Raw genomic sequence first — 15,228 nt, 5'->3', positions numbered from 1 at the left:
CGACCGCCGTCACCGGCCGGTGACGGCGGTCGGCCGTGGAGCCCGCCCCGGAAAACCAGTGGCGTCCATGCCCGGACCGGGCGTAGGAAGAGCGGGTGACCAGCAGCGAAACGGCGACCGACCGGAGCCTCTTCCAGCCCACCGTCCTCGACCACGGGGACTTCCGGCTCCAGCCCTGGGGCCGGGCGCTCGACCTGCCCGGGGGCACGATCGCCGCCGTGCTGGCGGCCGCCGCGGACCCGGAGATAGCCCGCTGGAACCCCCTGCGCGACGCCACCGACCCGGCCGGCGCCGAGGCCTACCTCGACCGCGCCGACGAACGCTGGGCGACGGGCACCACGGCCGGCTTCGCCATCACCGACGGCGCCGACGGCACCCTGCTCGGCAACGTCGTGCTGATCTGGACGGACCGCGCCGAGGGCATCGCCATGGTCGGCTACTGGCTGCTCGCCGCCGCCCGCGGCCGCGGGCTGGCCACCCGCGCCACCACCGCGATCACCCGCTGGGGCGTGCGCACGGCCGGCGTGCGCCGCATCGAGCTCTACCACGCCGTCGACAACGCCCCCTCCTGCCAGGTCGCCCTCCGGGCCGGCTTCCCCTACGAGGGGACACTGCGCGCCTCCTACCGCTACGGCGACCGCCCCTACAACGACGAGCACCTGCACGCCCGGCTGGCCTCCGACCCGGAGCTGCCGGAGCGCTGAGCCGCGCCCGCCCCCGGGCCCGGGCGGAGCCGAGCACCCGGGGCGCCGCCCGGGCCCGGGCGAGCGATTCGTTCAAGACGCCGCATCACCCCCCGGCCGACACTGGCCGGCATGACCGATCGCGCCTTCACCCCCGCCGCCGGCCGCCTCGCCCCCCTGCGCCTCTACGACCCCATCGTCTCCCTCACCCGCGAACGCCTCTGGCGCAGCCTGCTCGCCATGCACGTCGCCCCCCGCCCCGACGACGTGATCCTCGACGTCGGCTGCGGCACCGGCTCGTTGGCCGTGCTCCTCGACCGGGTCGAACCGCGCGCCCGGCTGATCGGCGTCGACCCCGACCCCGACACCCTCGAACTGGCCCGCCGCAAGGCCGCCGCCGTCGGCGCGGCCCCCGAGTGGCGGGTCGGCATGGGCGACGCCCTCGCCGAACTCGTCGGCGCCGGATCCGCCGACACCGTCGTCTCCAGCCTCGTCCTCCACCAGTGCCCGGTCCCGATGAAGCGGGCCGTCCTCGCCTCCATGCACGCGGCGCTGCGCCCCGGCGGCAAACTGGTCATCGCCGACTACGGGCGCCAGCGCACCACGGCCATGCGGCTGGCGTTCCGGATCGTGCAGTTCGCGGACGGCAAGGAGGACACCCAGCCCAACGCCGACGGCATCCTGCCCCGGCTGATCGCCGAGGCCGGGTTCCAGGGCGTCCGCGAGGCCGAGACCGTCGCGACGGTCACCGGCTCGTTGTCGGTCTACGTCGCCCGCCGCGCTTAGGGCGTGTCCTGTCGACCGGCCCGGATCAGGCCGGGTGCGCGCGGCCCGCCGGGCCCGAGGCGCGCAGCACCGGCAGCACCTCCGACGGGCTGAGCCCCGTCATCTCCCGCATCTGCCGGCTGAAGTGCGCCTGGTCCGCGAAGCCGCCCGCCAAGGCCGCCTCGGCGAGCGTGCGCCCCTCGCCCAGTGCGTCGGCCGCGCGGGCCAGTCGCCGCCAGATCCGCCAGCGCGTCAGCGGCACCCCCAACTGCCGCTGCGCCAGGGCCCGCAGGCGTTGCGGGGAGAGGCCCACCCGCGCGGCCAGCCCCGCCAGCGCGACCCGGTGGTCGGTCAGTTCCTCCATCGCCGTCCACAGCCGGAGGTCCACCTCGGCCGACGGCAGCACCCCGGACGGGCACAGGTCCTCCTCGGTCAGGTCCCCCCACTGGGGCGCCACGGCGATGCCGTCACCGCACCCCGCCCGCAGCCGGTCCGCGAACGCGCAGTGCGGATCGACGTAGAACGCCGTCGCCCAGTGGACCGGTGCCATCCGGTGCCGCACCATCGGCGGCACCACCACCGCCGGGCCCCGGTGGCGAACCCCGGCGCCGTCCGCGACCGTCACCGTGCCCCCCGGCACCGCGACGGCGATCTGGAACGCGGCGTGCCGGTGCGGGGTGCTGTCCGCCAACGGCCCCCGGTACAGCGCGTACCCCGGCCCCACGGCGAAGTGCGGCGCCGTCCCCTCCTGCTCCCACTGCCCCATCCGAGCGATGCTGCCAGAGCCCGGCACCCGCCACCCCCGGTTCCGGCCACCGGCGGAGGCCGGCCTTCCGGCCCGGCTCGGCGGGGGAGCGGGGGAGCGGGGGAGAGGCGTCAGCCGCCCGCGCGCTTGATCCACTCGCTGTTGCCCAGCGGGTAGTCGTAGCCGGGGCGGCCGACGTTCGCGCTGGTCCGGAACGGGGTGCCGGCGTTGTCCACCCGGACGCTGCCGTGGCGGTCGCCGCTGGACCAGTCCAGCGTGAGGTCCCACCGGACGTCGTGCGCCGTGGTGTGCGCGACGACGTAGAACACCTCGGGGTCGGACTTGCTGACCTTGTACGGGAAGGTGCGCTGGCCGCCCTTGACGGTGACCACCGGGCTGCCCCGGTCCAGGTCGACGTCGAAGGACTTGGCGTCGACCCCGCCGCCGCAGCCGACGCCCATCGAGTAGTCGTTCCAGGCGAGCGGTGCACCCTTGACCGTGACCCGCACGTGCAGTGCCAGCAGGACGACCGTGTCGGAGCCGGTGCCCTGGACGGTCAGCCCGACCTCCTGCGCCCCGGAGGAGACCGCACCGTAGGCGCCGGCCCAGCGCTGGGCGTCCCGCTCCGGGGCGGGCGGGCCGACCTGGGCGGGCGCGCTGTTGACCAGGAAGTGCTGGCTGCACGGATCGTCGTAGACGTACGGGCGGACGCCGACGGTGAAGGGCGCGGACCCGCCGTCGGTCGGGGTGGCGGTGGCGGGCCGGCTCGAGGGCGCCGTGGTGGCGGCCGTCCCGGTGGCGCGGTCCGCCGCGTTCGCCGCCCCGCCCGCCGCCGGTTCGGTCGACGGGGGAGTGGTCGGGTCCGGCCCGGCCGGGGCGTCCGTGGCCGGGGCCGCGGGGCCACCGGCCACGGCCTCCGGCACCGGGTCGGTCGTCGCGTCGGTCGCCGGGCCCGCCGCCGCGGCACCGGCCGGCTGCTGGTCGCCCGCGCCGTGCCCGCCGCCCCAGAGGGCGGGGCGCGCCACGATCAGCGCGACGGCCAGCAGGACAACGGCCGCGGCGGAGGCGACCAGGGCCCCGCGGCGGCGCCGTGCCGGGGCGGGGCGCGCCACCACGGCGACGACCGGGTCCTCGTCCGGGGGAGCAGCGGGTGGGGCGGCCGGGGGAGCGTCCGAAGGAGTGGTCGGCGCAGCCGCCGGGGCCGGAGCGGGCTGCTGCGCCTCCCCGGCCCGCTCCGTCCGGCGGCCCCGGGCCGCGTCCGCCAGGATCCAGCCGCGGTGCAGCGCCACCAACTCGTCCGGGGTCGCCCGGCACACCCGGGCGAAGCGCTCCGCCGCCTGGTACTCGTTGGGCAGCGCCGTGCCGCTGCAGTAGCGGTGCAGGGTCGACGTGCTCATGTGCAGCCGCTTGGCCAGCGCCCCGTAACTCAGGCCCGATCGGGTCTTGAGTTCGCTCAACAGCCGTGCGAACTCCTCCGCCTCCGTGGCCCCCGTGCCCTCCGACACCCGTTCCCTCCGATCCCCCCGCGTCCCGTTCCAGCGTTCCAGGCCCGTTCCAGTTCCACTGGTCAGAGCCCGTTTCGCCGTTCCACCCTACCTATCGAGCCGTCAGATGTGGTGGCCGGGATAGTTCCCGCCGCAGGCTTCGGGGCATCCGGTCGAGCCACCGACCGGACGACCGCCGAAAGGGGCCCGTCCCATGTCCGTCCGCACCTCCCGCACCCGGTTGCTCGTCACCGCCGCGAGCGTCGCGCTCGCCGCCTTCTCGATGACCGCGTGCACCGACAAGGGGGACATCGCGACCGCCACCGGCCCGTCGCTCAAGGCCGCCGGCTCCGGTTCGCCGACGGCCCCCGCGCCGTCCGCCGCAGCGTCCGGCGACGGCGGCTCCGGCGGCAGCACCTCCGCGGACGCCGGCCGGGCCCCGAGTGCCGCGCCCAGGACCACCGCGCCGAAGGCCCCGGTCGCCATCCCGGTGCCCAGGACCACCGCGCCCTCCGCGGCCGCCGAACCGGTCACCTGCGAGGGGTCGAACACCAGGGCCGTCGCCGCCCCGCTGAACCGCCCGGTGAACCACATGCTGCTCACCGTCACCAACACCGGCTCCCGCCCCTGCTTCCTCTACGCCTACCCGGCGCTCCGGTTCGGCGAGGCCCAGGCGGTGCCGCCGGTGATCGAGGAGTCCAAGCCGCAGGCCGTGGTCACCCTCCGGCCCGGCGAGTCCGGCTACGTCTCCGTCAACCTGTCCTCCACCGACGGCAGCAACGGGGCCCACGGCCGCACCGAGACCTCGCTGGAGCTCTATTTCCACGGCCGCTCCGGCAACGAGAGCGTCGGTGCCGGCGCGCACCCGGCGCTGCCGGCCAAGGGCGTCTACATCGACGACTCGCTCAAGGTCACCTACTGGCAGCAGTCGATGGACGACGCCACCTCCTGGTGACGCCCCACCCGCCGGGCACCGACCCCGGCCGCGCGACACCTGACTCAATGTCACAGTCCGGTCCCTGTCATGTCCGGACGATTGTGACGCCCCGGGTGCCACCGAAACCCGTCGGCCACCGTCCTCTGCTGTGTCCACACCGTCATGACCACACCGTCCGTACCGAGCGCCATCAAGGAGCCGTCATGTCCGTCCGCCACCGCCGCCCGCTGTTCGCCACCGCCGTCCTCGTCGCCGGTGCGGGTCTCGCGCTGACCGCCTGCGGGCCCGACAACACCGACCCGGTCGCCGGTGCGACGGCCTCCGCCACCGGGGCGGCCCCGGCCGCGCCCTCGACGGCGGGCGCCCCGGCGACCTCCCGCCCCGCCACCCACGCGCCGAAGTCGCCGGCCGCCACCAGCCGCCCCGGCGGGACCGACGGCGGGAACGGCGCCGCCGGCCCGTGCGACATCCAGAACCTGTCGATCCACCTGACGGCCCGCTCCGGCGCCGCCAACCAGTACGTGATCGACGTGCGCAACACCGGCGGCAGCGCCTGCAGCCTGAGCGCCACCCCGGGCGTCGACCTGGGCAACTCCACCGCCCGGGACCAGAGCAAGAACCTCAAGCCCGTCCTCGCCAGCGGCACCGAGCGGTTCACCGTCCCGGCGGGCCACAACGCCTACGTGGCGATCGACGTCAACCCGAGCGGTGCCACCACCGGAACCGTCCCCGGCATCAACGAGATCAACGTGCTGGCCGACGACGACGGCACCAACATGCCCCTGGCGAACACCCAGAACTTCCCGCTGCCCAGCGGTGCGAAGGTGCTGGACCCGAAGATGGGCGTCTACCGCGCCAGCGTGGCGGAGGCCGTCGCCTCCCTGGCCGCCGCCCCCAAGTAGCCGGTCAGCCCGAGGCCGTGGCGGGGGCCGGGACGAGCGGCGGCTCGGCCTCCCGGCCCTCGGGCAGGCAGGCGGCGGCGACCGCCGCCAGGGCGTAGGCGAGCCCGGCGAACAGCGCGATGCTCGCCGCCAGGCCCAGCCGCCCGGAGAGGAAGCCGACCAGGGCGGGGAACGCGGCGCTGACGATCCGGCCCAGGTTGTAGCAGAAGCCCTGACCGGTGCCCCTGACCCGGGCGGGGTACAGCTCCGCGAACAGCGCGCCCAGCCCGCCGGGGATGCCCGCCGAGAAGAACCCGAGCGGCGCGCCCGCGACCAGGGTGCCGGCACCGCCCAGTGGCAGCAGCAGGTACGGCAGCAGGGTCAGCAGGCAGCACACGGCGAACACGACGACGTTGCGGCGCCGGCCGATCCGGTCCGAGAGCCACCCCGAGGCGAGGTAGCCGAGGAACGAGGCGGCGATGAAGACCGCCAGGTGCCCGCCGCTGCTCATCACCGACAGGTGCCGGGTGGTGTGGAGGTAGGTGGGCAGGAAGGTGGTGAGGGCGTAGTAGCCGCCGTGGCTGCCGAGCCCCAGCAGGGCGCCGAGGACGGTGACCCGCAGCAGGCCGGGGCGGAAGATCCCGCTCGGCGACGCCGGTTCCCGCCGCCGCTGCGCGGCCGTGGGGTCGGCGATCCCGCGGCGCAGGGCCAGCACCAGCAGGGCGGGCAGCACCCCGAGCCAGAACACCGCCCGCCACGCCCAGGCCTGCGGCAGGACGGCGACCAGCACCGCGTAGCCGCCGAGGGTGGCGGCCCAGCCGACCGCCCAGCCGCTCTGCACCGCCCCGAGGACCCGGCCCCGGTACCGCGTGGTCACGTACTCGCTGATCAGCACCGCGCCCGCGGCCCACTCACCGCCGAAACCGACGCCCTGGAGGCAGCGGAGGGCCAGCAGGGACCCGAAGCCGGTGGCGAAGCCGACCAGGGCGGTCGCCACCGCGTACCAGGCGATGGTGAAGCGCAGCACGGCCACCCGGTCCCAGCGGTCGGAGGCGACCCCGGCCAGCCAGCCGCCGAGCGCGGTGCTGACCAGGGTGGCCGAGGCGGCCGACCCGCCCTGGCCGGCGGTGAGGTGCCACAGCGCGGTGAGGGTCGGCAGCACCAGGCCGTAGATCTGGGCGTCGGCGCCCTCCCGCGTCCAGCCGCCGATGGTGGTCCAGAACGCCCGCCGGCCGGCGGGGGAGGCCGAGCGGTACCACGCGCGCACGCCCGCTCCTCACCGGGCGCCGGGGCGGCGGAGCGCGACGGCCGGGGGCTCTGATCGTGGGCACGTCAGTACGTCGGCGAACATGCGGGCCAATATGGCACTTCGTCAGGTACCGGTCCAGACCGGCTCTAGCATCGCCGGGTGACCTGCGAACCGGCCGGGACGGTGGACACCCACGCCCATGTGTTCCACCGCGGCCTGCCGGGCGTCGACCGCCCGCGCTACCGGCCGGACCGCGACGCCCTCCCGGCGGCCTACCTGGCGCTGCTCGACGGCCACGGCATCGGCGGCGCGGTGCTCGTCCAGCCCAGCTTCCTGGGCGCCCGCAACGACTTCCTGCTCGACTGCCTGGCCCGGCACCCCGCCCGGTTCCGCGCCGTCGTGGTGCTGGACCAGGACCGGATCCACCGGCCGGAGGCCCTCGCCCCGCTCGCCGTCGACGGCGTCGTGGGCGCGCGGCTCAACCTGATCGGCCGACCGGTCCCCGACCTGACCCGCCCGCACTGGCGGCCGCTGGCCGCACGCCTGGCCGCGCACGGCGGGCACCTGGAGGTGCACGCGGCGGGCGGCCAGTGGCCGGCCCTCGCCCCCGCCCTCCGCACCTGGCCGTCCCCGGTGGTGATCGACCACCTCGGCCTCCCCGGTACCCACGGGGACGCCGACCGCACGGTCCTGGACCTCGCCGGGCGCGACCACGTCTGGATCAAGGTCTCCGCGCCCTACCGCTGCGCCCCCGGCCAGGCCGGCCGGATGCTGCGCCGAGTGCTGGCGGAGGCCGGCCACCACCGCCTGCTGTGGGGCAGCGACTGGCCCTGGACCCGCCACGAGCACGGACGGACCTACACCGACTGCCTCGCCTGGCCGGCCGCACACCTGACCCCGGCGGCCCTGCTCGCCGCCCGCACCACCAACCCGGCCCGCCTGCTCAACTGGTCACGGTTCCCCGGCCTTGACGCCCGACCGGAAACCGCGTGACGGCGGCGAGGGCACGGGCGATCATGACCGGATGAGCACTGCCGATCAACCCCGGTGGATCCTCCGTGAGGCCGTCGCGCTCTGGGGCGCACGGCTCGCCCCGGCCGCCGTCGTCGTCGATGCCGCCGTCGAGGCCCTGGGCGCCGGCCTCGACGGCCCGGCGCTGGGCGAACTGGCGGCGCTGGAACGGGGCGAGGCCGAGGACGGACTTCCGGGGCTGCTGGACGCCGTCTGCGCGGAAGTCGGCCTGCCATGGCCGGTCCTCGGCAGTCGGGCGGCGGACGCGGCGGGCGTCCGGGCGCTGGCCCGACAGGTGATCTCCGGGCGCCTGGCCCCCCGCCGCTTCGCCGAGTTGCTGCACGGGGCCTTCGGGCACCGGCCGGAGCTGATCGAACCCTTCGACGGCATCCACGACGACTACCGGACCGAGGGCGGCGAACTCGCCGAGGCCCGGCTCGACGTCGAGGTCCTGGTGGAGGCCTGGCGGCTCGGTGCGGACCGGGCGCTCGTCCCCCGGCGCCGCCCGGTGACCACGGCCCGGGCGCTGGTCCTCGACTACCTCGCGGACCTCGACGGGATCCTCGCCGACCTGGGCCGGCACCGGCCGTCGGCCGGCTCCCTGCTCGAGTGGGTGGGGCTCGCCAGGAGCGGTCGCATCCCCCGGACCGGAGTGGTCGGCGGCCGGCTGTACCAGGTGCACGGCGCCGGCTGCCGGTTCACCGGCCCGGACGGGGTCGAGGTGGACGTGGACGCCACCGGGTCGGCCGAGGTGACCTTCGACGCCTGGCGGCTGCAGTGCCACGGCGCGAGCCTGCCGGACCCGTTCGCCGCGTCGCAGGAGGAGCTGCGGGCCGCCGCGTCGGCGCTCCCGCAGCTCACCGACGGCGGGTGGCCCGGCCGGTTCGTGGTGCTGACTACCGGTGGAACTGGGCGAGTTGGATGAGGTTGCCGCAGGTGTCGTCGAGCACCGCGATGGTGACCGGGCCCAGGGCGGTCGGCTCCTGGGTGAAGCGGACGCCGAGCCGGTGCAGGCGGTCGTGCTCGGCGTGGACGTCGTCCACCGCGAACTGGGCGGCGGGGATGCCGTCCTCGACCAGCGCGGTCTTGTACGGGCCGACGGCGCGGTGGGCGTCGGGTTCCAGCAGCAGTTCGGTGCCGTCGGGCTGCTCGGGCGAGACCACGGTCAGCCAGCGGTACTCACCGAGCGGGACCTCCTCCTTCTTCACGAAGCCGAGCACCTCGGTGTAGAAGCGCAGGGCCTTGTCCTGGTCGTCGACGAACACGGTGGTCAGGTTGATCCGCATCGAGTGTCCTCACGGTGTGTTCCGGTGGCGGCGGTCGCCCCGACGATCGTAGGTCTCCCGCAGCCGGGGCAGCCGGACGGCGGGGCACCCGGGCGGCGCCCGCCCAGCGGATTCCGCCCGCCTGCGGAGCCGCCCCCGGCAGGCAGCGCGTCCGGCCGGGCGGCGACCTAACCTGGAAGGGCGCAACCGGTGCGCGGCCCGTGGAGGGCGGCGCACCGACCCGAGCACGGAAGCGGGAGCGATGGCGATGACGGTGATCTCGGCGGCTCTCATCGGCACCGACTGGCGGCCCCGGCTGCCCGGCGGCGCCGAGCTGCTGCGCGAGTGCGCCGCCCGCGGCTGGACGGTGGTGCTGACCGGCCCCGGGCCGGCCGGGGCGCCCGCCCTGACCATGGCCGCCCCCGGCGACGACCCGGTGCGGGCCGGGCTGACGCTGGTGGACGGCGCGCCCTCGCACGCCGTGGCCGTGGCCGGGAGCGTGCGCGAGGTACGGGCGGCGCGACGGGCCGGAGTGCCCTGTGTCGCCCTGGAGGCCGGCGGGGACGCCGGCCCGGAGCTGCGGGCGGCCGGTGCGGTCGAGGTCCATCACGACGCCACCGCCCTGCTGCGTGTCCTGGACGACAGCCTGCTCGCCCGTCCCCGGGCCTTCGGGCGCGTGGCCGCCGGAACCGGCGGCCCCCGGAACGGTTAACGCCGGCCCGTACCGGGCAACCGCCGGGTGCGAGCACGTCACCCGAAGTGTCGGAGGTGACCGAGATGGACGGACCCGCGTTGAGCGGATGGGAGCGGCGGCTCCTCGAGGAGATCGAGTCCGATCTGCGCCAGGACACGCGCCTCGACCGGAAGTTGAGCACGATGGGGGCGGCCCCGCCGAACCGGTTCCGGGACGCGCTGCGCGGCGTCCGGCGCCGGGTCTCGACCGGGGTGGTGCTGACCGTCCTGGTGATGACCTCCCTGTGCGTCGGCATCGGCGTGCGCACCCCGGCCACCGCCGTGCTGACCGCCCTCGGGGTGGTCTGGGCCGCCACGGTGGCGGCCTCGGTGGCGGCGACGGTGCTGCTGCGCCGGCGCCGGGGCGCGCGCGGGGCCGGCGGCGTCGATCCGGACCCGGGCGGCCGGCCGGAGCGCCGGGAGCGCCGGGAGCCGGGCGAGGGCCGGGAGCGCCGGCCCTGGGACCGCCCGGAGGCATGAGGTGACCTGATGAGCACCGACCTGTGGGAGTACCGTCCCGGCTCCCATCCCGCCGCCGACCTCAGCCTGGTCGGGTACGAGGTGCACGCCACCGACGGCCCGCTCGGCCGGGTCGAGCAGGACGCCGGGGACCAGCTGGGGGTCGACGCCGCACCCTGGGTGCCGGGCGCCCGGGTGTTCGTCCCGGTCGGCCTGGTCGCCCGGCTCGACCACCTGGACCGCACCGTCCACCTCGACTGCCCGCGCGCCCGGCTGGGCACCGTCCCGCCGCCCGCCGAACACCTCACCCGCCCCGATGCCGTCCCCGATACCGTCCCCGACGCCCGCCCCGGCCGGGGCTGAGCCATGGGCTGGCCGTCCACCACCCTGACCGGCCGGACGATCGCCTTCCTGGTCGCCCCCTACGGCGTCGAGCAGCAGGAGCTCGCCTCGCCCTGGCAGGCGGTCGCCGAGTCCGGCGGCACCCCGCGCCTGCTCTCCACCGCCCCCGGCCGGGTCCAGGCCGTCCGGCAGCGCGCCCTCGGGGACACCTTCGCGGTGGACACCCTGGTGACGGAGGCGGTTCCGGGCGGATACGACGGGCTGGTGCTGCCGGGCGGCGTCGCCAATCCGGACCTGCTGCGGCTGGACGCGGCGGCCGTCGCCTTCGTGCACGCCTGCTGCGCCGCCGGCCGCCCGGTCGCGGCGATCTGCCACGCGGCCTGGACCCTGATCGAGGCCGACGCCGTCCGCGGCCGCACCCTGACCTCCTGGCCGAGTCTGCGCACGGATCTGCGCAACGCGGGCGCGCACTGGGTCGACGAGGAGGTGCACGTCTGCCGGGACGGTCCGGGCCCGCTGGTGACCAGCCGCGCCCCGGCCGACCTGGCGGTGTTCGAGGACACCCTGGTCACCGAGTTCGCCCACGCGGCGGCGAAGCGGCGGAGGTGACGCGGCCGGTCAGCCCGGGAGGAGCCCGAAGACGGTCCGGTAGACGCCGTGGCCCTCCGCGTCGGGCGCCTCCCAGCAGCGGAACCGGGTACCGGGCAGCTCGGCCGGGGCGATGCCCAACTGCTGGGCCAGAACGGCGGCGACGGTCGTCCCCGGGGCGGCGGAGCCGTCGGCGGCCCGGAAGCGGACCAGCGCCCCGAACACCTCCAGCACCACGAACTCCACCCACTGCCCGGGCAGTTCGAGCGGGTCCGACTCCCGGCCCGGGTCGGTGGGGTGGCCGCAGATTCCGCAGCCCGGTGCTTCGTGGGGACCGTCGTGGTTGTGCACGGCGGGGAGCGTACCGCCCGTGCCCCCCCCGAGGGCGGAGGCGGGTCAGTCCCCGCGCAGCCGGACGAAGACGGCCGTGGGCGGGCGGCCGGTGAGGGTCAGCTCGGCGCGCAGCGGGCCGGTGAGCGGGTGCACCCGGCCGTGGTCGGGATCGACGGCGGGCGGGCCCAGCAGCGGTGCGGCGGCCCGGGCGACCTCGCGGGCCTGGACCGGGGTCAGCCGCGGGCCGGTCAGCAGGACCCGGCCGTCGTCCAGGCCGACCACCAGCGCGTGCGGCCGGTCGGCCGGGCCGGTGAGCGCGCGGACGGTGGCGTCCACGGTGTCGCTGCGCCGGTACTTGACCCAGGCCCGGCCCGCGCCCCGGGCGCGGTAGGGGGACGCGGCGGCCTTGCAGACCAGGCCCTCCACCCCGGTGTCGGCGAGCCGCTCCATCCACTCCAGGGCCTCGGCCCGGTCGGTGGTGGCCAGGACGGGCTGGATCGGCGGCGGGACGTCGGCCAGGGCGGCGAGCAGCAGGCGCCGCCGGTCGGTGAGCGGCAGGCGCCGGACGTCCCGGCCGGGCAGCGCCAGCAGGTCGAAGGCCACCAGTCCGAGGGCGACCTCCGGGGCGGCGGCCCGGGCCCGGCGGGTGTGCAGCAGCTCCTCGAAGGCGAACCGGCCGGACCGCCAGGCGACCAGCTCGGCGTCCAGCACCAGCCCCTCGGGCAGCTGGGCGACGGCGGCGGCGATCGGCGGGAACTCGGGCCCGAGGTCGCGGCCGCTGCGGGACTGGAGGAACGGCGGGAGCCCGCCGCGGGCGAAGGCGAGGCAGCGGAAGCCGTCCAGCTTGAGCTCGTACTGCACACCGCCGCCGCCCAGCCCGTCGGCGGGCGGCACGGCGTTCACCGCGGCGGGGCGCATCACCTCGACGGGCGGGTGCAGCACCTGGGCCGGGGCCTGCGGCGAGCGGGACGGGGTCTGCGGGGACGGGGTCGGCCCGGGCGCCGGGGCCGGGGCCCCCGGCGGTGCGGCCGGGGCGGCGGGCAGCGGCCGGGCCTCGGCCGGGTCCAGCAGCGGCGCGAACAGGTCGCCCCCGGCCGCCAGCCGGCCCGGCAGCTCGGCGAGGGTGAAGACCAGCTCGGCCTCCCCGCGGGCCCGCTCCAGCTCGGCCCAGGTGAGCGGCGTGGAGACCGTCGGCAGCGGCCGGGCCCGCAGCGTGTACGGGGCGGCGGTGGTCTTCTTGGCGTTGTTCTGGGACCAGTCGACCAGCACCCGCCCGCGGCGCCGGGCCTTGGCCATGGTGTGCACCACCAGGTCCGGGTGGTCCGCCTCCAGCGCGGCGGCCAGCGCCTTCGCGTACCCGGAGACCTCGGCGCTGGGCGTGGGCTCGATCGGCACCAGCAGGTGCAGGCCCTTGGAACCGGAGGTCTTCACCCAGGCCGACAGCCCGTCCGCGGCCAGCCGCTCGCGCAGCAGCAGGGCCACGGCCCGGCAGGTCAGGACGGTGGCGCCCTCGCCCGGGTCGAGGTCCAGGACCAGCCGGTCGGCCAGGCCGGGCGCGGCCGCGTGCCACTGCGGGACGTGCAGCTCCAGGCAGCCCAGGTTGGCGACCGCCAGCAGCGCCGCGCCGTCCTCCAGGACCACCTGGCGCAGCCGGCCCTCGTTGCTCGGCACGTCGACGGTGCGCACCCAGTCCGGGGTGCCGGGCGGCGGGTTCTTGGCGACGAACACCTCCGCCTCGACGCCGTCCGGGCAGCGCAGGAAGGACACCGGGCGGTCCCGCAGGTGGGGGAGCAGGGCGGTGTGCACGGCGGCGTAGTAGCGCAGCACCTCGCCCTTGGGGGTGCCGATGCTCGGGTAGTACACCTTGTCGAGGTGGGACAGCGCGAGGGTGTGCCCGTCCACCGTCAGCTGCGGCACGGTCGGCCTCCGATGGCTCCTGCGGATGGCCCCCGCTGCCAGTCTGCCCCGGTGCGGCGGTTGCCGCCCGGGGCGGACGCCCGTTGCCCGTGGCGCTGCCTACCGCCCGGGGCCGACCAGGGCGTGGGCGTCCGTGACCAGGTCCCCGATCCGGGGCCAGTCCGGCGCGGGCCCGTCCAGGTAGACGCCCAGCCAGCCCCGGTGCCCGACGTACGGCGGGCGGAAGTAGCGGGCCGGGTCCTGTTCGACCAGGCGCTGCTGGGCGCCGCCGGGGGCCGCGCACCAGAAGGCCAGCCGGTCGTCGTGGTGGTGGTCGGAGAGCATCACGAACACCCGGGCCCGGCGACCGGCGCCCGCGAACCAGGTCGGCTCCCCGTGGCTGACCCGCTCCTCGGCCTCCGGCAGCGCCAGGCAGAGCGCCCGCAGCCGGTCCACCGGGCCGGGCGTCACGGGGCCGGGACGGGCCGGGGAGCGCCCGGGTAGGTGCCGAAGTACCAGTGGTTGCCCTCCGGGTCGGCGGCGGCGAAGTCCCGCGAGCCGTAGTCCGTCTCGGTCAGCCCGCGGGTGATCCGGGCCCCGGCGGCGACCGCCCGGGCGTGCACGCCGTCCGGGTCGGCGGTGACCACGTACGCGCTGAAGCTGCCCGGGTCGCCGCGCCACTCGCCCGGGGCGGTCTCGCGGACCGAGCCGAGCATCACGCCGCCGCCCTCCGGCCAGGCCAGTTCGGCGTGCGCCACGAAGTCGCCCTCGCCGTAGCTGACCACCTCCAGGAAGCCGAACGCGTCGTGCAGGAAGCGGATCAGGGCCCGGGCGTCGGTCGCCCGGAGGGTGGGCCAGACCTGCGGGGCGGGGTTCTCGGTGTCCATGACTGTCACTCCTCGGGTGGGTGCCTACGCCTCCCACTCTGCGGCCGCCCCGCCCGTCCCGCCTTGGACGTTTCGGAACTTGTCCTCCTCCGGCCCCTCCGCCGCCAGCCAGGCGCTCGGCGCGGCCCCGGCCAGCGCGCGAAACTCGCGGGCCAGGTGCGCCTGGTCGAAGTAGCCGCAGCGGACGGCCAGTTCCGCCAGCCGGGGCGCCGGGGAGGTGCCCGCGAGCAGGCGCCGGGCCCGGTCGAAGCGGATCACCCGGGCGGCCGCCTTCGGGGTGAGCCCGGTCTCCCGGCGGAACCGCTCCTGGAGGTACCGGGCGCTCCACCCGGTCTCCCGCGCCAGTTCGGCGACCGGCAGCCCGCCCGCGCTGCGCCGCAGCGCCTGCCAGGCCCAGTCCACCTCCGGCGGCACCGGGCCGGCGGGCCGGGCGGCCCGCAACAGCGCGGCGTCCAGCACCGCGAACCGTTCCGCCCAGTCGGCGGCCGCCCGGAGCCGCTCGTGCAGGAGCGGGCCGAGCCGCCCGAGCACCTGCTCCGCCGGGAGGTCGATCCCGGCCAACTCCCCGGCGGGCAGCCCGAACAGCGTCCTGGCGGCGAGCGGGTGCACGGCGATCTGCACCCCGGACTGCGCGCCCTCGTGGGTGATCAGCGCGGGGGAGGTGTGCAGCCCGCCGAGCAGCGTCGGGTAACTGCCCGGCGGCTGGGCCGGATCCGGATGGTCGGAGATCACCAGCGGCTCGTCCAGGGTGAGGATGAAGGTCAGGTACGGGGACGGCAGCCCGCGGTGCACGGCGGGGGCCAGGCCGCGCTGCCGGTAGCCCGAGTACCAGGCCACGTACGGGCGCAGCGCCGCGGCGGGCCGGGCGCGGACGGCCTCGTCGACCGCCCCGATGGCTTGCGTGGTCACGCCTCCCAGTATCGGCGCCCGCGGTCGCGGACGGGCGGGTGGTCGCCTACGGTGAGGGCACG

Annotated in this window: 19 protein-coding genes and 1 pseudogene; 10 read left to right on the top strand and 10 right to left on the bottom strand. The window is 76.7% G+C overall.

Annotated elements, in window-relative coordinates:
• Window positions 1–95 precede the first annotated feature (95 nt).
• Together AB0O91_RS13620 and AB0O91_RS13615 are read left to right on the top strand one after the other, a co-directional pair.
• Window positions 96–704, top strand: a complete 609-nt coding sequence (locus tag AB0O91_RS13620; RefSeq protein ID WP_363431505.1) for a GNAT family N-acetyltransferase — start codon at window positions 96–98, stop codon at window positions 702–704.
• Window positions 705–815: 111 nt separating this feature from the next.
• Window positions 816–1,469, top strand: coding sequence for a methyltransferase domain-containing protein (locus AB0O91_RS13615; protein ID WP_363431502.1), 654 nt, complete (start codon window positions 816–818; stop codon window positions 1,467–1,469).
• Between the two features lie 25 nt (window positions 1,470–1,494).
• On the opposite strand, the gene AB0O91_RS13610 is transcribed toward AB0O91_RS13615, so the two are convergent.
• Together AB0O91_RS13610 and AB0O91_RS13605 are read right to left on the bottom strand one after the other, a co-directional pair.
• A complete protein-coding gene (locus tag AB0O91_RS13610) occupies window positions 1,495–2,214 on the bottom strand; it encodes an AraC family transcriptional regulator (RefSeq protein ID WP_363431500.1) in 720 nt (239 codons plus the stop codon).
• A 110-nt stretch (window positions 2,215–2,324) separates the two neighbouring features.
• Window positions 2,325–3,650: a helix-turn-helix transcriptional regulator gene (locus tag AB0O91_RS13605; RefSeq protein ID WP_363431497.1), complete on the bottom strand. Its 1,326-nt coding sequence runs from the start codon at window positions 3,648–3,650 to the stop codon at window positions 2,325–2,327.
• Window positions 3,651–3,891: 241 nt separating this feature from the next.
• On the opposite strand from AB0O91_RS13605, the gene AB0O91_RS13600 reads away from it, so the two are divergent.
• Both AB0O91_RS13600 and AB0O91_RS13595 read left to right on the top strand, forming a co-directional pair.
• Window positions 3,892–4,632: a DUF4232 domain-containing protein gene (locus AB0O91_RS13600; protein WP_363431495.1), complete on the top strand. Its 741-nt coding sequence runs from the start codon at window positions 3,892–3,894 to the stop codon at window positions 4,630–4,632.
• A gap of 185 nt (window positions 4,633–4,817) precedes the next feature.
• Window positions 4,818–5,516 (top strand): DUF4232 domain-containing protein, encoded by a 699-nt coding sequence (locus AB0O91_RS13595; RefSeq protein WP_363431492.1) that lies wholly within the window; start codon window positions 4,818–4,820, stop codon window positions 5,514–5,516.
• 4 nt (window positions 5,517–5,520) lie between these two features.
• Here the strand turns inward: AB0O91_RS13595 and AB0O91_RS13590 are convergent, their stop codons facing one another.
• Complete coding sequence (locus tag AB0O91_RS13590) at window positions 5,521–6,762, bottom strand: MFS transporter (RefSeq protein ID WP_363431490.1); 1,242 nt, start codon at window positions 6,760–6,762, stop codon at window positions 5,521–5,523.
• 141 nt (window positions 6,763–6,903) lie between these two features.
• On the opposite strand from AB0O91_RS13590, the gene AB0O91_RS13585 reads away from it, so the two are divergent.
• A complete protein-coding gene (locus tag AB0O91_RS13585) occupies window positions 6,904–7,737 on the top strand; it encodes an amidohydrolase family protein (RefSeq protein ID WP_363431488.1) in 834 nt (277 codons plus the stop codon).
• A 31-nt stretch (window positions 7,738–7,768) separates the two neighbouring features.
• Window positions 7,769–8,680, top strand: a complete 912-nt coding sequence (locus AB0O91_RS13580; RefSeq protein ID WP_363431485.1) for a hypothetical protein — start codon at window positions 7,769–7,771, stop codon at window positions 8,678–8,680.
• Here the strand turns inward: AB0O91_RS13580 and AB0O91_RS13575 are convergent.
• Window positions 8,652–9,041 carry a VOC family protein gene (locus AB0O91_RS13575; protein WP_363431483.1) on the bottom strand — a complete coding sequence of 130 codons (390 nt, stop codon included), beginning with the start codon at window positions 9,039–9,041 and terminating at the stop codon, window positions 8,652–8,654. The two genes, AB0O91_RS13580 and AB0O91_RS13575, sit on opposite strands and share 29 nt — an antisense overlap.
• Before the next feature lie 247 nt (window positions 9,042–9,288).
• Between AB0O91_RS13575 and AB0O91_RS13570 the strand changes: the two genes are divergently transcribed.
• The 4 genes from AB0O91_RS13570 (at window position 9,289) to AB0O91_RS13555 (ending at window position 11,162) form a co-directional block, all read left to right on the top strand.
• Window positions 9,289–9,732, top strand: a complete 444-nt coding sequence (locus AB0O91_RS13570) for a hypothetical protein (protein WP_363431480.1) — start codon at window positions 9,289–9,291, stop codon at window positions 9,730–9,732.
• 65 nt (window positions 9,733–9,797) lie between these two features.
• Complete coding sequence (locus AB0O91_RS13565; protein ID WP_363431477.1) at window positions 9,798–10,232, top strand: hypothetical protein; 435 nt, start codon at window positions 9,798–9,800, stop codon at window positions 10,230–10,232.
• A gap of 9 nt (window positions 10,233–10,241) precedes the next feature.
• Entirely contained in the window at window positions 10,242–10,574 is a 333-nt protein-coding gene (locus AB0O91_RS13560) for a PRC-barrel domain containing protein (protein ID WP_363431474.1), read from the top strand.
• A gap of 3 nt (window positions 10,575–10,577) precedes the next feature.
• Window positions 10,578–11,162 (top strand): DJ-1/PfpI family protein, encoded by a 585-nt coding sequence (locus tag AB0O91_RS13555; RefSeq protein WP_363431472.1) that lies wholly within the window; start codon window positions 10,578–10,580, stop codon window positions 11,160–11,162.
• Between the two features lie 9 nt (window positions 11,163–11,171).
• Here AB0O91_RS13555 and AB0O91_RS13550 read toward each other — a convergent pair whose 3' ends face one another.
• The 6 genes and pseudogenes from AB0O91_RS13550 to AB0O91_RS13525 all read right to left on the bottom strand — a co-directional run bounded on the left by AB0O91_RS13550 (window position 11,172) and on the right by AB0O91_RS13525 (window position 15,166).
• A complete protein-coding gene (locus AB0O91_RS13550; protein ID WP_363431469.1) occupies window positions 11,172–11,492 on the bottom strand; it encodes a hypothetical protein in 321 nt (106 codons plus the stop codon).
• Window positions 11,493–11,537: 45 nt separating this feature from the next.
• Window positions 11,538–12,392, bottom strand: a complete 855-nt coding sequence (locus AB0O91_RS13545) for a DNA ligase (protein ID WP_363431610.1) — start codon at window positions 12,390–12,392, stop codon at window positions 11,538–11,540.
• Window positions 12,393–12,512: 120 nt separating this feature from the next.
• Window positions 12,513–13,391: pseudogene (gene ligD, locus AB0O91_RS13540) on the bottom strand (non-homologous end-joining DNA ligase); the annotation flags it as partial.
• Between the two features lie 99 nt (window positions 13,392–13,490).
• The gene (locus AB0O91_RS13535; protein ID WP_363431466.1) at window positions 13,491–13,841 is read right to left on the bottom strand and encodes an MmcQ/YjbR family DNA-binding protein; all 351 of its coding nucleotides are present in this window, start codon (window positions 13,839–13,841) and stop codon (window positions 13,491–13,493) included.
• Complete coding sequence (locus AB0O91_RS13530) at window positions 13,838–14,257, bottom strand: VOC family protein (RefSeq protein ID WP_363431463.1); 420 nt, start codon at window positions 14,255–14,257, stop codon at window positions 13,838–13,840. Before AB0O91_RS13530 ends, AB0O91_RS13535 begins: the two co-directional genes overlap by 4 nt.
• 24 nt (window positions 14,258–14,281) lie before the next feature.
• Entirely contained in the window at window positions 14,282–15,166 is an 885-nt protein-coding gene (locus AB0O91_RS13525; RefSeq protein ID WP_363431460.1) for a helix-turn-helix domain-containing protein, read from the bottom strand.
• Between the last annotated feature and the right edge of the window lie 62 nt (window positions 15,167–15,228).

The sequence above is a fragment of the Kitasatospora sp. NPDC089797 genome (assembly GCF_040684795.1).
Classification (GTDB): Bacteria; Actinomycetota; Actinomycetes; order Streptomycetales; family Streptomycetaceae; genus Kitasatospora.
Note: the sequence above shows the minus strand (reverse complement) of the source record. Positions and strands in the feature narration are given on the sequence as shown.